Here is a 17,403-nt window from a genome sequence, read left to right on the forward strand (position 1 = left end):
GCTGCTGCGCTTCAGGCTAAAGCTAATGATGGATGTCCTTACAAACATTCTTAGAGTGGGTGTCCTAATTAAATATTCTTAGAGTGGGTGTCCTTATTAAATACCTCAAGCTAAAGCTAATGATGGATGCCCTTACAAACATTCTTAGAGTGGGTGTCCTAATTAAAAACTCTTAGAGTGGGTGTCCGCACTATTCCTCAGGCTAAAGCTAATGATGGATGTCCTCACAAACATTCTTAGAGTGGGTGTCCTAATTAAAAACTCTTAGAGTGGGTGTCCACACTATTGTTATTGCACTGGTCACTTTTCAGCTCATTTATTAAATTAACGCTGTTAAATTAATCAAAATTATGTATTTTATATGGAAGTGTTTTTGAACTGGTAAATTAGTGATGAGAAAAAATAACTTTATGTTATCGCTGACTTTTATACTCTTTTCTCTGACGGCACACGCAGTTACACCTGATAAAGTAAGCATCGCTGTATTACACATCGAGGATGTACTTGAAGCAAAACGCGACGATCTCCCCTACGTCAATATTTTACGAATTCTCGACCAGCGGATCCCTATTCAATTTGAATATCAATTTGTCCACGCGTTGCGCGTCAAAGAAACCTTTGATCCGAAAAATAATATGGCGTGCCTATTTCCCAATAGCATTTTAGCAAAGGACTTTGGAAGGCCACTTATTGAAAGTTCACCTATACTCATTGCAAAAGCATACTTTATCGCAAAACACCCGCTGACAAGTGAGGCAATTGTGAATCCCGATCACCCTCCCCTACAGTTAGGCTATCGTTACGGTAATACGTTTGGAGGGAAGATTCGATTGCTGTCACACCACAAGTTAATACCATTAAACAGTGGTGCTGATATCAGAAATTTAATAGAACGGGATCGCATAGATGCGTTTCTAGGTTATCTGCCAGATTCGTTTGCAATTATTAATAAGCTCCCAGACAAACCTTTGGTGTATACCGAAGCTTCGTTATTTCATAGCCAAAGAGACAGCTTTTTATGTCAAGATACACCCGATAATCAAATTTTAATGACGTTAATCAATAATGAAATTCAAAAAATGATTGATTCGGGAGAGTTAGCACGGATTCTTGCCCCGTTAAAGAAAACCATACCCGGTCAGTCTTAGCCCTAACTATAGTGTCATGTGAAGCAACACTACCCTTAGATACATTCTTTGCGTTCTAAATTGAATTCAAGGTTTGTCTCAGTCAAGCACCGGATATAGGATTCAGCCCGGAAAAAATAATACAGCTCCATCAGTGCTTAATAAATCGTTTTAATAACACAGGGAGTAAAGTGGAGTCAGTAAACAATGCCAACAGCATTGCCAACCCCGTCAATAACCCAAACATAATGCTCGGCACAAAGTCAGAAAAGCTCAATAAGGCGAAACCAATGGTAATGATTGAGGTGGTATATAATAGAGCATATCCCACACTACTAAAGGTCACCTCTATTGCCTCAGATGATGACCCTCCTTTTTTCGATTCCAGATAGCGATGGACAAAATGAATCGTGTCATCCACAGCAATCCCCATTGCTATGGCTGAAATGGTAATTGTCATTAGGTCTAGTGGGATACCAAAAAGCCCCATAACGCCCAAAATAGCTAAGGTTGTTAATATATTTGGAACAACAGCAACCAACGCGATCTTGAATGACTTGAAGATGGCAAACAATACAATAAACAACGCGATAAAAACCAACCCCAAAGTGAGGATTTGCGATTTGAAAAGTCGCTGCAAAATGTCTTGGTACAAAACAAACAAATTGGTCAATGCATAATCTTGTTCGGCAACGCCAATTTTCTGCATATCGTTTTTCAGACTAGCCAGAAATTGAGCCCGATTAAACTCCGGAGTGCTGTCTTGGATCCGGGTGCTGATGCGAAGTTGGTTAGATTCAGCGTCGAAATATGCGCCCAGTAGTTTATCTTTGAGAGATTTATCAAGCAGAGTGTAAATGGCCGTCAACTCATACTCGGTGAGCGGTTTCCCCTGATTAATGTTACTCGCTAGTTGGGTAAAATTGAACACGGATGTCACATTACCCATGGCCTCGTAACTGGTTAATACGGCCTGTATTTTCTGTAAGGTTTGCACTGCCTCAGCGGTCAAAACAAGTTGCTTTTCTTGCTGATCATTCGGCACAGAATAAACTAAATCCATCGGAGTTGAACCACCAAACTCTTGATCTATAAAGGTTAATTCTTTATGTACTTGAGTAGAAGACTTAAAGTAGTTGAGAAAACTATTTTCCACATCCAAGCGCAGGATCCCAACCACTGCCAGTGCCGTTAGGGTTAAGCTTACCAACACAATCGGTTTTGCATAATTTAAACTCGCAAACGTGAATCCTTTGATAAACTTTTTCGTTAAGTGGTTTTCGCCTTGCTCTTCTTTTACTGATAATAATGACAGAAACGCTGGAAACATGAGCAAACTGACTAAAATAGAGATAACCATCGCGACTATCATCATCCAGCCAAAGCTCACTACAGGCTGGATGCCGCTAAAAATTAGTGACCCGAAACCGACTGATGTTGTCAGTCCGGCATAAAGACATGGCGCAAATTTATTCGACAAGGTTTGCTCGAGTAACTCTGATTGAGTCGCATCACTATTTTGCATAGCAAGTTGGCGATATTCGACAATTAAATGGATCATAATTGCCAAAGTTAGGATCAATTGGAGGGCAATGAAATTAGATGAAATCACCGTCGTACGCAAATCCAGCATACCAAATATTCCGACCGTTAATAGCACACTAAAACCGCATGATACGACCGGCAGTATTACCCAACGTAAACGCCTAAAGAAGATAAACAGCATGACCACGATAGCACCACCAATAGCACTGCCGAATATCAGGAGATCACGTTTGATAATATCTACCATTTGTTGACCTAGCACATAAGCGCCGCCTAGATAAAAACTGGAATCTTGTTCATAGGCTTGGGTTATTTGATAAATTTTGTCGATTTCTTGCTGCCGTTGTTTTGTTAACTCTTGCTCTATAGGGTCGGCTTGGCTTTTCAAATCAGCGATTCTTTGCTGTTCTTCATCGGTCAATTCCCTTTGTAAAATATTTCTTTGAATATCAATGATTTCACTTTGAATATCGACCAGTTTTTGATTCTTTTCGAAAATGATTTGAATAGCAGTGGCAGTCTGGCCCTGGTTAACCAGTAAATCAGTAAACAAGGGGTGATCTGTAAATACGTCTTTCATTTGCTGTGCAGAATAATGCTGTGATTCCCAAGTGTAATTATTGGGATCCAGATCAGCACTCAAAGACGATGAAAGAGAGAGCAAAGGTACGTTTAAGATATGAGTTACCGATTTGACACGGGGCAGCTTCGAAAAAGCGGCACTGAGTTGCTGAATGTCTTCAAACGTTTTTGATGAGAAAAGCTCATGTTGCTTAGGTTGGTATGCCACCAGAATGAATTCATCGGGTGAAAATTTCTGATTCATCACCTGAGTTTCTATGTAGAGCTTATTATCCTTCACCAACAAGGTATCAGCCGACGCATCAATTCTAAATTGTTGGGTAAAATATGCCGCTACCACGGCCATGATGCTAAATAGAAAAAGGGTCCATTTTCCGTGTCGGATCAGTAATTGTGCGAGTTTATTTTTCACCGTTTTGGATATCCTGCTCAGTGGTGGAAGCTCCTGCTCGTTGCTGTTTCTTTTTTACGTTAGCAGGTGAAGGCGAAAATTGTTGTCCTGTACCTTTAAACTGAGCATCTCGTTTCAGGTTTTGCAAATACAGGTTACGGAAAAAAGTATAGGGATCATCTGCTTGTTTGTGCAATTCTTCATAGGATAATGCGCTAGGAGAAAAATCATTGACGCCATCTAAACCTTGTAAATAACCTGTTTGTGGTGGATTTGAAATAACCTGAACGGGGCTTAATAACGTTTCTCCAAAGGTAGAAAAGGCGTTGCGGAAATCTGATTGACCAAAAATCGGCAAAACTAAATAACTGCCATAGCCAATATCATAAGATTCAAGGGTGTCACCTATGGTGGCAGTCTGTTCAGGTAGGTCGAACCACGCATCTGCCGGATCAAATAAGCCGAGCAAACCAATGGTTGAGTTAATCAGGAATCGGGACAAATTAGCTCCCGACTTTTTGCCTTCTCCCTGAGCAAGGTTGTTTAATAAATTTAATGGTTCACGCAAATTATTAAAGAAGTTTCCAATACCCGATTGCACCGGATCAGGCACAACCGCATCGTATCCTTTACCAATTGGAATAAGTACATAACGATAAAGCACATCGTTAAATGCAAAAATAGGACGATTAATGGATTCCAAAGGATCGTCAAACTGTTCCGGATCATAGGTGACAACCGTTGGCGTTAAAACTTGCTCACCTTGGGATGTATTAATAACAATTTGTTTATTGTCTGCTGCTTGCTGTGCGCTGGTTGTTTCGTTGTTATTGGTAGAGCACCCGCTAGCAAAAAGTAACAAGACCAACCATACACACATGGCGTATTGTTTGACCGGGCTATGCTTGATTGAATCCAACATGAGATCGTTTCACTCCATTACAATATTTCGACTCGCGGTCAAGTTTTGCTAAACACCCTAACCCCATCTAAAGCAATTACGACTAGTATCCAAGCAATATACTTGCCAGATGAGCAACAAGCTTAATAGGTCGATTTGAATTTGCTTAAGGAAGATACGGCATCGCTAAAAGGCATCCAACAAACGAATTAACATACTGTTTTATATGCTAAATAATCTTACATATTACAAATTTTCAGTGTTCGTGCTGTTACTGTAATAGGTAATCTCAGTGGTCAAAGTTGCACTGAGTGAATCAGAAGTAGGTAATAAATACCCAATTTCCAAAATTTGTTACTCATTCACATCTACATATTGAGATTCAAAAATTAGTATTGCTTGAAAATAGGCCTAAGTTCGGTTGCCTCTGGCGAAATTTATTGATCGTATTCATGACTATCCTATCGCCCAATCGCGAAGAAATACTCTATGAAAAGGTAAGAACTTTTTCGGTTGAGAGGACCTACCAGCGAATATGATCGAAAACCATCATTTTGTACTATTGTTAAAGGCAGAAACAAATCAGCAAAGGACAGTGACATGGTAACGTTTACTTTGAATGGACAGAAGGTTGCGTCTGCTTCCCCCGATGACACGCCATTACTTTGGGTGATCCGCGATGAGCTTGGCTTTAAAGGTACTAAGTTTGGTTGCGGTATCGCGATGTGCGGAGCTTGCACCATCCACATTGATGGTCAGGCGGTACGTTCTTGCAGTTATCCACTCAAACAAGCGCAAGGCAAACAAATCACCACTATTGAGGGACTTAACGATTCTCATCCATTGCAAAAAGCCTGGATTGCTGAGCAAGTGCCACAGTGCGGTTACTGTCAGTCAGGCCAAATCATGCAGGCCGCGACATTACTCAAATATTATCCATCTCCAACCGATGAACAAATCAATACCCATATGAATGGCAACCTGTGCCGCTGTATGGCCTACCATCGAATAAGGAAAGCCATAAAACGAGCAGCAAAAGACACAGAAACCATCGTCAATAATGGCGTTGAAATTTACACTCCAAATGAGCAGGAGTTGAGCTAATGAGTATTACAAATAAATCCTCAGATAGTGGACTCGTTGATCACAATCGTCGCGACTTGTTGATAGGCTCACTGGGTGCGAGCTTAATGGTAGCATTTGCTCCTGCCATCATGGCGCAACAGATACCTGCAGATAAAATGCTCGCCAACAACGCATTTTCGCCGACAATTTGGTATCAAATAGATAATACCGGCAAGATAAAAGTAAATGTGGTACGCGCAGAAATGGGCCAACATGTGGGAACAGCGCTGGCTAAAATTGTTGCCGAGGAATTAGGTGCCAATTGGGACGATGTGATAATAGAGCATGTCGATACCGACCCCAAATGGGGCTACATGGTCACCGGCGGTTCTTGGTCTGTATTCCAAAGCTATGTTCCGCTCTCAAAGGCTGGCGCAGCGGGCCGAGAACTGTTAATTGAGGCCGGTGCAAAAGCGTTAAATAAATCAACCAAAGACTGCCAAGCCTCTAATGGTTTTGTTGTCTGCAAAGAGCAGCGCATCAGCTTCGCAAAAATCATTAGCACGCAAAAATTTAGCAAACAAATATCCGCAGAGGAACTTAAAAGTTACCCGATCAAATCGCGCAAGCATCACACCGTGATTGGTAAGCCAAGTCAAGCCTTAGACATTCCAGCAAAAGTTAATGGTTCTGCGATCTATGGTATCGATGTGGAGGTGCCCGGCATGGTGTACGCGCGCCCAATCGTGCCGCCAACACGATACGGCAACAAGATAGTCTCGGTTGACGACACCGGTGCAAAAAATATTGGTGGATACCAAGGATATAAAACCTTAACAGACCCAAGTGGTTGGCTTGAAGGCTGGGTAGCAGTGTATGCCGACAGTTATCCTGCAGCCATTAAAGCAGCAGACAAAATAAGTGTAAAATACTCAGCAAATGACGCTCTCAATGTCAGCGAAGACAGGATACAAGAGCATGGCAAAACCCTCATAACGGATCCTGATAAAGGAGCCCTGTTGGTAGATGTGGGTAATGTCTCCAAAGCGCAACAAAACGGCGCAGGACAGTTAGAATCAACCTACACCACGTCTAGCGCTTTGCACTTTCAACTTGAACCGGTGAACGCAGTTGTCGAATTCAAACAAGGTAAATGGCATGTTCACAGTGGCAATCAATGGCAATCATTGACCCTACCACAAGTCGCTAAAGCACTAGAAGTCGATGACTCTATGGTAGTGATCCACCAATATTATTTAGGCGGTGGTTTTGGTAGAAGATTATTCGGTGATTACATTATCCCTGCAGCTTTGGCAGCTAAAGCAATGGGTAAACCGGTAAAGATGGTATTCACTCGAGAAGACGACGCCCATTTTGATCAACCTCGTTCGCCTAGTGTCAGCCATCTACACGCTTCCTTTGACGCAGACAAAAGGGTGACTGGTATTGAGCACAGATTTACGGCAGGTTGGCCAACAAAAGCCATGGCACCAGGTTTTTTAGCAGACAGTAAAGATGGCAAAAAGAAAATTGATATGTTTTCTGCCAGTGGCTCGGATCATTGGTACTCATTACCAAGTCACAAAGTCCTAGTGTACAACAATGATCTGGCGCAAAAGACCTTTGTTCCAGGTTGGCTTAGATCCGTTGGACCTGGCTGGATTCAGTGGAGCGTTGAATCATTTATGGATGAAGTCGCCCACCAAAGCGGTCAAGATCCAGTTGAATTTCGGCGCGCATTGCTTGATGCCCAAGGGCGTCAATCCGGCAGTGAACCTCACTCAGTGGGTGGCGCCAATCGTTTGAAAAACGTGCTCGATGTTTTGACCCAAAAGGTGGATACCCGCCAGTCACTGCCCAAGAACCAAGGGATAGGGATCGCCCTGAGTTATGGTCAAGAGCGAAATATGCCGACATGGGTTGCTTTAGCAGCGCACGTCGACGTCGATGCTGCCACGGGTAAGGTCAAAGTGAAGAAACTGACATGCGTCGTGGATTGCGGTGTTGTGGTTCATCCTGATGGTGCGTTGGCGCAACTAGAGGGATCGTTGCTGTGGGGTGTCAGTTTGGCACTGCATGAAGGAACACTGTTTAAACATGGGCAAGTAGCAAGTAATAATCTTCACAACTATTTTCCTTTGCGCATGCAAGACGCGCCTGAGATGGATATAAGCTTTGTTGAAAGTGATGAGTTTCCTGTTGGCTTAGGCGAGCCAGGAACGACCGTGGTGGCACCTGCGATTGGTAATGCCGTATTCAATGCTACGGGTATCAGGCTGCGGTCTCTGCCTATGACACCATCGGCAGTCAAAACGTCGTTAGAATCGAAAGCAGGAGAACAAGCATGAATGCTCTTAAGCAAATCCACTTCTATAAACTTGGCTCTTTAGCTGCAATCATCCTAGTCGCTAGCTTACCCATGAACGCAGCAGCAAAGGACCCATATCAACGTTTTATGGATAGCCCTGACGCGGCGACTGCTTTTCAATATATTCATCAGGTAGCCACCCATCCACGCTGTGCAAATTGTCACGGAGTGGTCGATGATAGCGGTAGCTTTTATCCTACCGTGGGTGCCAACCGAAAGCCTCATCCGATGAACATCACTATCGCTAACAATGTTATTTTATATCAAGAGGGCGAGTCATATAAACAAGTTGAGGGTGTCGTTTTAAGCTGCCGCTCGTGTCATCGAGACGCTAACGGTGATAAAGAAGGTATGCCGCCAGGCAATGCAACCGCTGCGATGCCTGGGTTTGTTTGGCATATGCCACAACCCAACATGACAATCCCTATAGGAATATCAGCACAATCGTTGTGTAAAAAGTGGTTAGACCCGGCGCATAACAGTAGTCACTTAGCTTACCGAGGCGGCAAAGACGATTTAGACACTTTTAAAACAGAGTTTTTTGAGCATCACGCCAAATTGGACCCTTTGGTTGCTTGGAGCTGGTCTCCTGGCCCGGGGAGAGAAAAAGCACCTGGAGAACACCAAGATTTCATTCGCGCGGTAGGCGTATGGATTGACTCGGGAGCTCCTTGTCCTGACAAATAGAATTCAGCCTAGCAGCAAGTCTATTTGGGCTGAAGGTTTTTAACGAAGATAGCCAATTATTGGTGACACAAAATCTCTAAGGTTTGTTATGGAGACTTTGCAGCAACAGCTTCGCTATCTGCTCTTGGACCGGGATCTCTTGAACTACTGTTTCTAGTTAAGAGCGTCACACTGTTTGAGAGATCCCCGATCAAGAGACCTCGGGGATGACGATGTTTAGTCATCCCGGTAATGCTCTTATGGGGCGCACGCAGTGCCGGGATCTCTTGAACTCCCGTTTGTAATTAGGAGCGTCACACTGTTTGAGAGATCCCCGATCAAGAGACCTCGGGGATGACGGTAGACGAGCACTCGGGGATGACGATGTTTCGTCATCCCCGTAATGCTCTTATGGGGCGCACCAGTGCCGGGATCTCCACCTGTTCTATTTTGTCATCCCCACATGTTGTTAGTGGGGATCTCTTCAACAGCTTGACTTATTTAATTAGCTAGGTGGAACTCGGCCTTTCAAAATGGTAATTGCCAAACTGTAATTTAAATCGTCAATCGCCTTTGTCAGTTGATTAAATTCATTCTCGCTGAAACAAGCGGCTAAATCAGGTAAATCAGTTTTAATATTATCCAAACTTAAAAACATGCCATCTTCAAGTTTGCTTAATAAGCTGCTTATTAACTTGTTATACCGGTGCTCTGTACCTGACGCCTGCGTCTTCAAAGTCGAGTAGTCTAGGGTTTCGTCACCCAACACAGCTACCACACTGTTAATATCTTGCGACAACACTGCAGTGAGTTTATGTACGTCGTCTGCATCGATACTATCTACATTCTCTTCAACATAGGCAGCAATGTCACACAGTGTATTAGCGCCAATTGTGCGTGCCACGCCCTTCAGTGAATGCGCTAAAATCTTCAGCGCGTCGATTTGTTTACGCTCCCACAAATCAAAAATTTCTTCGGGTGCTTTAACAAATTCATGATAAAAAATGCGAAGTAGTTTTTGATAAAGTCCTGGGTCGTTACCTAATTGCTTTAATGCTAATGCCACATCAAAATCTTTGGGCCATTGATACGTCATTGCGCCATCAGTGCTTTGGTTAGCATCAATAGTGCTGTCATTTAAATCAATTTTTTTGACATGTTCATCTTCTACAGCATCCTCGGTTAGCCATTGCTGTAATACATTAGCAAGTTTAGAAATATCAATGGGTTTTGCTATATGACCATTCATGCCAGCAGATTTAACTCTGGCTATATCTAACTCCATAACTGCCGCCGACATGGCAATGATTGGAATTGACTCTCCTCCTTTCAATAGCCTTATCTCGCGGGTGGCGGTCAAACCATCCATGACTGGCATTTGTAAATCCATTAACACAAGGTCAAAGCTATGCTGTTGGAACAATTCAAGCGCTTCTTGACCATGACTAGCAACAATAGGCTTAATCCCAAAACGCTTTAAAAACTCCTTTGCTACTAGTTGGTTAGTCATAATATCTTCAACTAACAATACTGAACTAGCGGTATATTTGGCTTGTGAGTCGCTTTTCTGTGGCAAATGATTTTGCTGATCAGATCCCGGCTCTTGAGATTGCAGCCGCTGAATAGTTTGGCTTAGGCGCGAGTTCAATATGGGTTTATCCAAAAATGCATCGATCTTTATATCTTTGGCATGTTTGGCGGCATGTTGTCGCCCAAACGCAGTAGCAACGATGAAAAGTGACTCGTCATTTAATCCATACTTCACAGGATCACTTTGGATTTTTTTCAGTAATTCCAATCCATTTAGGTCTGCCATTTTCCAATCGACAACGAAGAGTTCAAAAGGTTTAGAGTGTTGTTTGCGTTGTTCAAGTAAAGCCATCGCTTGTTCACCATCACTGCATAGCTCCACCTCAAACCCCCAACTTTGCAGCACGTTATTTAAGCAAATTTGTGCTGACTCGTTATCTTCAACGAGCAATGTTGACATGGGGCGTAACGGTTGATGTAACTGTTGGTAGGTTCGATCACTGATGGTCACTGGTACAATTAAGCTAAACTTACTGCCCTTACCTAATTCACTTTCAACGGCTATTTCTCCGCCCATCAAATTAGCAAGGCCTTTACTTATAGATAGCCCAAGACCGGTGCCCCCATATTTTCTAACGACCGATGTGTCCGCTTGTGAAAATGATGCAAACAACCTTGCACATTGCTCATGGCTCATACCAATGCCAGAGTCGACAACTTTGAAATGAAGACAAGTTTGTCCGTTGTTGACCACATCAACAGAAATATGGATATGCCCTTGCGGGGTAAATTTTATCGCATTACCAATTAAGTTATTTAATATTTGATTGAGCCGCATTGAATCCCCCACATAAAACCGACTCATTTCAGGGTTGATATCGACCACAAGCTCAATGTTTTTTTCTTCGGCAACCAAACTAAACAGTCCAACCGAGCTTTCTATCAACTCCTCCAAATCAAAGTCTTCGTTGACTATCTCAAGCTTACCGGCTTCCATCTTGGAAAAATCGAGAATATCGTTGAGTACATTGAGCAACGATTTGGACGAGGCTTCAACATTACTCAAGTATTGCGCTTGCTGCTCTCCAAGCTCCATGTCTAATACTAATTTAGTAAGACCAAGGATTGCATTCATCGGAGTACGGATTTCATGGCTCATATTGGCCAAGAATTCGCTTTTAGCTTCATTGGCCTTTTCAGCAGAGTTTTTAAGTTCTACAAGGTTTGCTTGCATTTCCTTTAAGTCAGTAATATCCAAAAAACTGCCCATAAAGGACCTTACATTTCCCTGTTTATCTCGATCAAATACGACATCTTTAGACCAGCACCATATCCAATGTCCTTGCTTATGTTTGAAACGATATTCGATATCAAACCCCTTATCAGTAGAGCTAGATTGTTTAATCGCTGTGAGGTGTTGGTCGAATAGAGCTTGGTCATCGGGATGAAATAGCGACAAGAACTCTTTCGCGCTCATTTCAGCTAAATCTCTCATATTGTAGCCGGTGATATTGGTGTAACTTTGATTAATGAATTCGTTGCTACCCGTTTCTAGATTGTAGATATAAACACCTGTAACAGACGCATCAAATGCTGTGCTGATAAACATATCTTTTTCTTCAATGGCTTGTTGTGCCATGCGTTTTTCAGTGACATCTTCAAATAACACAATGGCAGTGTTGGGATTACTTTGAAAGCAGGTGAGTTCGAATATTCCAGAAACGTCACCATCGTCATATAAATATGACTCGTCAACCCAAGTACCGCCGTATTGAGCAACCTTGCGGTATGCATCAGGAATTGGTGAACCTTTAACATCTGGAAACGCTTCCTCTAAACGCATTCCTAACAATGCTTCGAATTCTATTTGTAAAATCGACACAGCAGCCTGATTAAAGCGAGTTAAATACAGATCTTGATCGCGCAATTCCCAAACCTGCAAACCCACGGGCAAAGAGTCAATAATGCTGCTGGTCATATTCTCAATTGCTTGTAAGGCTTGTTGTGACGCTAAACGGGCGCTTATGTCTTGTAGTGAGATAAAAATAACCGGGCGATTGGCAAATTCTCGTCTGGAATGACTGGCCTCAATGGGGATTTCAATGCCAGATTTGGTTCGCCCAGCAAGCAACTTTCCAGACCCTCGCTTAGATTTTGCTTGTTCGCCCCCCATAGTCGACTTGAGCAGATTAAGGTAATTTTCACCTATGGTTTGAGCAAATAGTTTAGTTATACACTGGCCTTCTAATTCACTCTTAGAATAGTTAAATATGTTAACTGCCCCCTCGTTAGCCACCAATATTGAGCCTTCTTCATCTATTACCAAAATGCCAATGTGAGCACTGTCTGTCGATTCTCGTAGCATGACATCTTGTTCGCGCTCGTGCTCCAATTTAAGTCTTTCTAATCGCTCTGAACTTGCTTTTTCAAAGGCTTGTTGAACGTCAACAACACTGGGGAGTTGGACTGCCATCGGAATTGATTTAAATAAATGGTAAGCAGTAACACAAGAAACGATGGCGGTGGCCAGCTTGGCTAAGCCGTGGATTCCGTAAGCACCGTGCCAAATCACAAAAATACTCACAAGGTGAGTCATTCCGCACAACAAAATAAAAAGCGAAAACAAAATAAAGATCCCCTTAAACTCGAGATCTTTACGTTTTCGTACAAAGTAGTAGATGGCGATAGGAATAGAAAAGTAGGCAAATGCTATTAAGACATCAGAAACAATGTTAAGCCAGAGAATTTCCGGCTTCCACGAATAGCAATGGCCATGGGGCATATAATCTGATCTAAACAGTGAATCGAGAAGCTCGCCCATAATTTTTCCTTGTGTTTAGTTTACAACTTCACGTACTGGTATATATTTTAATCATGATTGCTGTAAGGGAAGATATGTTTAAACCTGAATATTCCATACTCATCATTGATGATGATGTCACTATTATCAAATTAATCGCGGAATCATTACGCAGTAATTTTAATGTGGAGTTTGCCGTATCCGCAGCTGAAGGGCTGCGTCAGGCTTTAAAACATCCAATGCCGGATTTGATTTTGCTTGATGTCATGATGCCAAGTACAAATGGTTTTGAACTGTGCAGAACACTTAAGCAAAATTCAGCAACCCAGCAAATTCCCGTTATATTTGTATCGGCACTTGATGATATAAATGAGCAGCAAAGAGGATTTGCTTTAGGTGCGGTGGATTACGTTATCAAGCCGATTAGCCCACTGATATTAAAGGCACGTGTCAACACTCACATAAGAGTAAGTTCCTACGTTAAACAGTTGCAAAAGTTAGCCACCACAGATCCACTCACCTCATGTGCCAACCGCAGAAAATTTGACGAAACCCTCGATTTAGAATGGAAAAGAGCGGCCAGACGAGGAGAACCGCTGTCCGTGCTGTTTTTTGATATTGATGAATTTAAACAATACAACGATAATTATGGTCATGGAATGGGCGATGATTGTTTAAAAATGATTGGCAATGTACTCAATAATATCCCTCACCGTTCAGCCGATTTAGTTGCCCGCTATGGCGGCGAAGAATTTGTGCAAATATTGCCTGACACCGACGAAGAAGGTGCCATCAAAATGGCAGAGCGCACCATTAAGCTAATTGAAACACTGAATATTCCTCATGAATTTTCAAAAGTGTGCGATTTTGTGACCTTGAGTATTGGCATAGCTACGGCTCGGCCTACCTCTGATAAAGATATATGCTCGGTGATGCAGCACGCTGATGAAGCACTCTACCGAGCCAAAGAAGAAGGCAAAAATCGCTATAATGTATACCAATAACCTATGGCTACCGTTAAGAACGTATTGAAAAGATTGCTCGCACTTTGTGTATTTTTCCTTGCTGGCTGCAACCCTGCTGTTATGCAAATTGCAGACAACGAGTTTATCGGTAAAAAGATCAAAATAGTGGATATGGTTAATGGCGATGGTCAATCCGTGTCGTTTGATGACTTGATAGGCAAACCTGCAGTCATTTATTTTTGGGCATCTTGGTGTAAGCCCTGTCACAAGACACTTGTTGTGTTAGATAAGATTGGTCCTGAACACAACAAGGACATGTCCATTGTGATTGTCTCTCTAGATGATGAGATACAACAGGCTAAAAAAGTACTGTCTACGCTCAATATCACCGCAGATAGTTGGTTTGCGATTCAAGGCAGCATCCATTTGAATCAGCAGGATTTTGGTAACACCAAACGAATGTTGCCCTACGCCCTCTTGATAGACGAAGAAGCAATGATTAAGGCAACCGATATTAGGTTTCGGGATCAGCAGCAAACACAAGCGCTATTAAATAAGTTGAAGCGAATCTAATGCATAGTGATTGTAGCGCTTTCTGCATGCACTCTCAAACAGTGTGACGCTCTTAACTACAAACAGGAGTTTAGAAGATCCCGGCACAAGAGCATTACCGGGATGACTTTTTGTTCGAGCATTACCGGGATGACTTTTTGTTCGAGCATTACCGGGATGACTTTTTGTTCGAGCATTACCGGGATGACGCTCTGTTTGAGCATCGTCGGGACGACAGGATACCGTCATCCCCAAGTGCTCGTCTATCGTCATCCCCGAGTGTGCCCCCGTCATCCCCGAGGTCTCTTGATCGGGGATCTCTCAAACAGTGTGACGCTCTGATTGAGCATTACAGGATGACTTTTAGTCTGTGCATCTGTTGCGCTGCAAACTAAAGCTTCTTCCAATCACTAAAAACTGGGTTTGTATTCAAATGACTCTGAGGCTTCACTATCCGTGAAAACTTCAATCTCTTTTTTCTTGTTCAAACTGCTATTAATAAGATTATTGGGAAACACTTGAATTGTAGAATTAAAGATTTCTACATTCTGATTAAAAATTCGTAGTGCCGCCCCAACATTTTCTTCTTGATTAGTAATTTGTGTCATTAGGTTTGAAAAAGACTCAGAAGCCTTTAATTCTGGATAAGCTTCTACAGTCAGCTCAAGACCCGATCTCAATTCTTTAGATGCCGCAGTAATATCTTTAAGTTTAGATGGATCAACTTCAGCATCGTTCAACTCGCTCAACCCGCTTCTTAAAGCGACAATTTTTGGTAACAAGTCTGTCTCGAACTGTTTGTGATCCTTCAGCACTTTTTCTAACTCAGGAATAATTCTGCCTTTTTGTCTTTCTTGTGCGGTTACATCAGCCCAACCTCGTTTAACCAAGTTAAACTTTTTAACGATTTCGTTATAAGCAATCAAAATCCATAAAGCGATAATTACGACTACTACGATAATTGCGATTTCCATACTACTTCCCTAGATATTTAATTAAATTGTTCATAAAAGCGAACATAATATTGACGTTATCTAACGTCAGGTTTTTTAGTAAATCTTGTTTAAATTCAACAGGCGTATTTATCGAAGTGCTAATATTTGTATTCAATAAACCCGTCTGTTTTTGATTGATTAAAATCGAGCCATCAGGTGCAATTTCGAAGGTTAACCCCTTGAATTTCTTGTTTAAATCTTCAAATGCTAGCACAACTGAAGGGCCTAGAAACTTCGCGGCCGAAAACTCTGACTCAGCCATCACATAAAAGTGTTCATCAAAAACGATAGAAGTTGGTTTAAAACTCTCACTATATTTTTTGTGTAGGCTGTCGTTACTAATAACAAGTGATTTAAACTCTGCAATAGGAGGAAACACAATCCCTTCACGATAATAATGGTCATATACCTTGCGCCTAACGGTTTTGTAACCACCTCTGCCATTTCTTACTTTTTCTTCAACTATCCGTTCAACTACATAATGATGTTGGAGCGCATCAACCTTCATTTTTTTATCGTTGTAATTAAATTCAAGCTCTTTACACCAACTCACATTTTGTGAGTAATTACCCCGATTAAAGTCAACAAACTTATTATTAATAGTTTCACGAAAATGTTGTGAACTTAACGTTATTCGGTACAACAAGTCGCGCGTTTTCACAATAAAAAGATTATTTAAGTTTTGAATTGACTGTGCTCTTTTACCGACAATCTTTAATGGCCAGACGACACCAACGATTAATATTAAGAATGAGCCAAGATCAATCCAACTCATGTCATAGTTACGTGTGGTAGCAATGAAATAGATATATGCGGCACCGAGCAGTACGAAAAAGGTGGAAAGCAACCAAAGCTTTAAATTATCAAATTTTAATTTAAAAGGATGTGCAATTACTTTATCCAGTAATGATTCCACTTCATGAATGTCTTTTACATCATTTAATGATTCAGTCGTAGTGGTAATGAACTCTTTTAATATTTTATTATCTGTACTTGTGTTAACTGTGCTGATTGCTTCCATGTTATCTCCCTTGTATGAGTTTATTTAACAAAACTGGACACGCACGTAATTGAAATCAAAAAATCAGTTTTTGAATTCAAAGTTGAATATACCTAAGGGGGATTAAATCTGAATAAGAGTGAATCCATTCTCTTTAAAACTATCTAACAAGAGCATGCATCTACTATTTGAATTGAGAGCAGCCCCGCTAGCATAGATTGAAATCCTTAGCTCGGAAGTTTTGCGACATTGCTTTTTCAAACAAATTGCTTTTATTTCTAAATCGAAAGTACATTATCAATTTTAAAAAGTAAATTATTTTGTGCAAAATATTTTATAAATAGTTGATTTTTAATGTGGTTTCAACTTTAAGTTCTCAATGGCGTTACTTAGGCTTGCTTAGATGCGCACGCAGTGCGGGGATCTCTCAAACAGTGTGACGCTCTTAACTACAAACAGGAGTTTAGAAGATCCCGGCACAAGAGCATTACCGGGATGACTTTTTGTTCGAGCATTACCGCGATGACGAAATACCGTCATCCCCGAGGTCTCTTGATCGGGGATCTCTCAAACAGTGTGACGCTCTTAACTACTAACAGGAGTCCAGAAGATCCCTGCTCAAGAGCATTACCGGGATGACTTTTTGTTCGAGCATTACCGCGATGACGAAATACCGTCATCCCCGAGGTCTCTTGATCGGGGATCTCACAAACAGTGTGACGCTCTACTACAAACAGGAGCCCAGAAGATCCCGGCACAAGAGCATCGCCGGGATGACTTTTTGTTCGAGCATTACCGGGATGACGAAATACCGTCATCCCCGAGGTCTCTTGATCGGGGATCTCTCAAACAGTGTGACGCTCTTAACTACAAACAGGAGTCCAGAAGATCCCGGCACAAGAGCATTACCGGGATG

At 41.9% G+C, this 17,403-nt stretch carries 11 protein-coding genes and 1 riboswitch; of the genes, 6 read left to right on the forward strand and 5 right to left on the reverse strand.

The features are described 5' to 3' along the window. Positions 1 to 392: 392 nt before the first annotated feature. On the forward strand, positions 393 to 1,148 hold the full coding sequence (locus tag ABD036_RS14625; RefSeq protein WP_343861201.1) for a hypothetical protein: 756 nt from the start codon (positions 393 to 395) through the stop codon (positions 1,146 to 1,148). A 130-nt stretch (positions 1,149 to 1,278) separates the two neighbouring features. Here ABD036_RS14625 and ABD036_RS14630 read toward each other — a convergent pair whose 3' ends face one another. Together ABD036_RS14630 and ABD036_RS14635 are read right to left on the reverse strand one after the other, a co-directional pair. Then, on the reverse strand, positions 1,279 to 3,666 hold the full coding sequence (locus ABD036_RS14630; protein WP_343861203.1) for an efflux RND transporter permease subunit: 2,388 nt from the start codon (positions 3,664 to 3,666) through the stop codon (positions 1,279 to 1,281). Then, positions 3,656 to 4,567 carry an MlaA family lipoprotein gene (locus tag ABD036_RS14635; protein ID WP_343861205.1) on the reverse strand — a complete coding sequence of 304 codons (912 nt, stop codon included), beginning with the start codon at positions 4,565 to 4,567 and terminating at the stop codon, positions 3,656 to 3,658. Before ABD036_RS14635 ends, ABD036_RS14630 begins: the two co-directional genes overlap by 11 nt. Positions 4,568 to 5,146: 579 nt before the next feature. Here ABD036_RS14635 and ABD036_RS14640 point away from each other — a divergent pair. From ABD036_RS14640 to ABD036_RS14650, 3 genes are read left to right on the forward strand one after another with little or no spacing between them, the layout of a single operon-like run. Beyond that, positions 5,147 to 5,650 carry a (2Fe-2S)-binding protein gene (locus ABD036_RS14640; protein ID WP_343861207.1) on the forward strand — a complete coding sequence of 168 codons (504 nt, stop codon included), beginning with the start codon at positions 5,147 to 5,149 and terminating at the stop codon, positions 5,648 to 5,650. Then, positions 5,650 to 7,959: a xanthine dehydrogenase family protein molybdopterin-binding subunit gene (locus ABD036_RS14645; RefSeq protein WP_343861209.1), complete on the forward strand. Its 2,310-nt coding sequence runs from the start codon at positions 5,650 to 5,652 to the stop codon at positions 7,957 to 7,959. Before ABD036_RS14640 ends, ABD036_RS14645 begins: the two co-directional genes overlap by 1 nt. After that, positions 7,956 to 8,666, forward strand: coding sequence for a hypothetical protein (locus ABD036_RS14650; RefSeq protein WP_343861210.1), 711 nt, complete (start codon positions 7,956 to 7,958; stop codon positions 8,664 to 8,666). Before ABD036_RS14645 ends, ABD036_RS14650 begins: the two co-directional genes overlap by 4 nt. Before the next feature lie 484 nt (positions 8,667 to 9,150). Here the strand turns inward: ABD036_RS14650 and ABD036_RS14655 are convergent, their stop codons facing one another. After that, positions 9,151 to 12,996, reverse strand: a complete 3,846-nt coding sequence (locus ABD036_RS14655) for a response regulator (RefSeq protein WP_343861212.1) — start codon at positions 12,994 to 12,996, stop codon at positions 9,151 to 9,153. Between the two features lie 74 nt (positions 12,997 to 13,070). On the opposite strand from ABD036_RS14655, the gene ABD036_RS14660 reads away from it, so the two are divergent. Beyond that, positions 13,071 to 13,979, forward strand: a complete 909-nt coding sequence (locus ABD036_RS14660; RefSeq protein WP_343861214.1) for a diguanylate cyclase domain-containing protein — start codon at positions 13,071 to 13,073, stop codon at positions 13,977 to 13,979. An 81-nt stretch (positions 13,980 to 14,060) separates the two neighbouring features. Then, positions 14,061 to 14,513 carry a TlpA family protein disulfide reductase gene (locus ABD036_RS14665; protein ID WP_343861216.1) on the forward strand — a complete coding sequence of 151 codons (453 nt, stop codon included), beginning with the start codon at positions 14,061 to 14,063 and terminating at the stop codon, positions 14,511 to 14,513. A gap of 389 nt (positions 14,514 to 14,902) precedes the next feature. Here ABD036_RS14665 and ABD036_RS14670 read toward each other — a convergent pair whose 3' ends face one another. Then, positions 14,903 to 15,466 carry a LemA family protein gene (locus ABD036_RS14670; protein ID WP_343861218.1) on the reverse strand — a complete coding sequence of 188 codons (564 nt, stop codon included), beginning with the start codon at positions 15,464 to 15,466 and terminating at the stop codon, positions 14,903 to 14,905. Between the two features lies 1 nt (position 15,467). After that, a complete protein-coding gene (locus ABD036_RS14675; RefSeq protein ID WP_343861220.1) occupies positions 15,468 to 16,508 on the reverse strand; it encodes a hypothetical protein in 1,041 nt (346 codons plus the stop codon). 174 nt (positions 16,509 to 16,682) lie between these two features. Then, positions 16,683 to 16,768: riboswitch (cyclic di-GMP riboswitch) on the reverse strand. Between the last annotated feature and the right edge of the window lie 635 nt (positions 16,769 to 17,403).

Source organism: Aliiglaciecola litoralis (assembly GCF_039523355.1).
Taxonomy (GTDB): domain Bacteria; phylum Pseudomonadota; class Gammaproteobacteria; order Enterobacterales; family Alteromonadaceae; genus Aliiglaciecola; species Aliiglaciecola litoralis.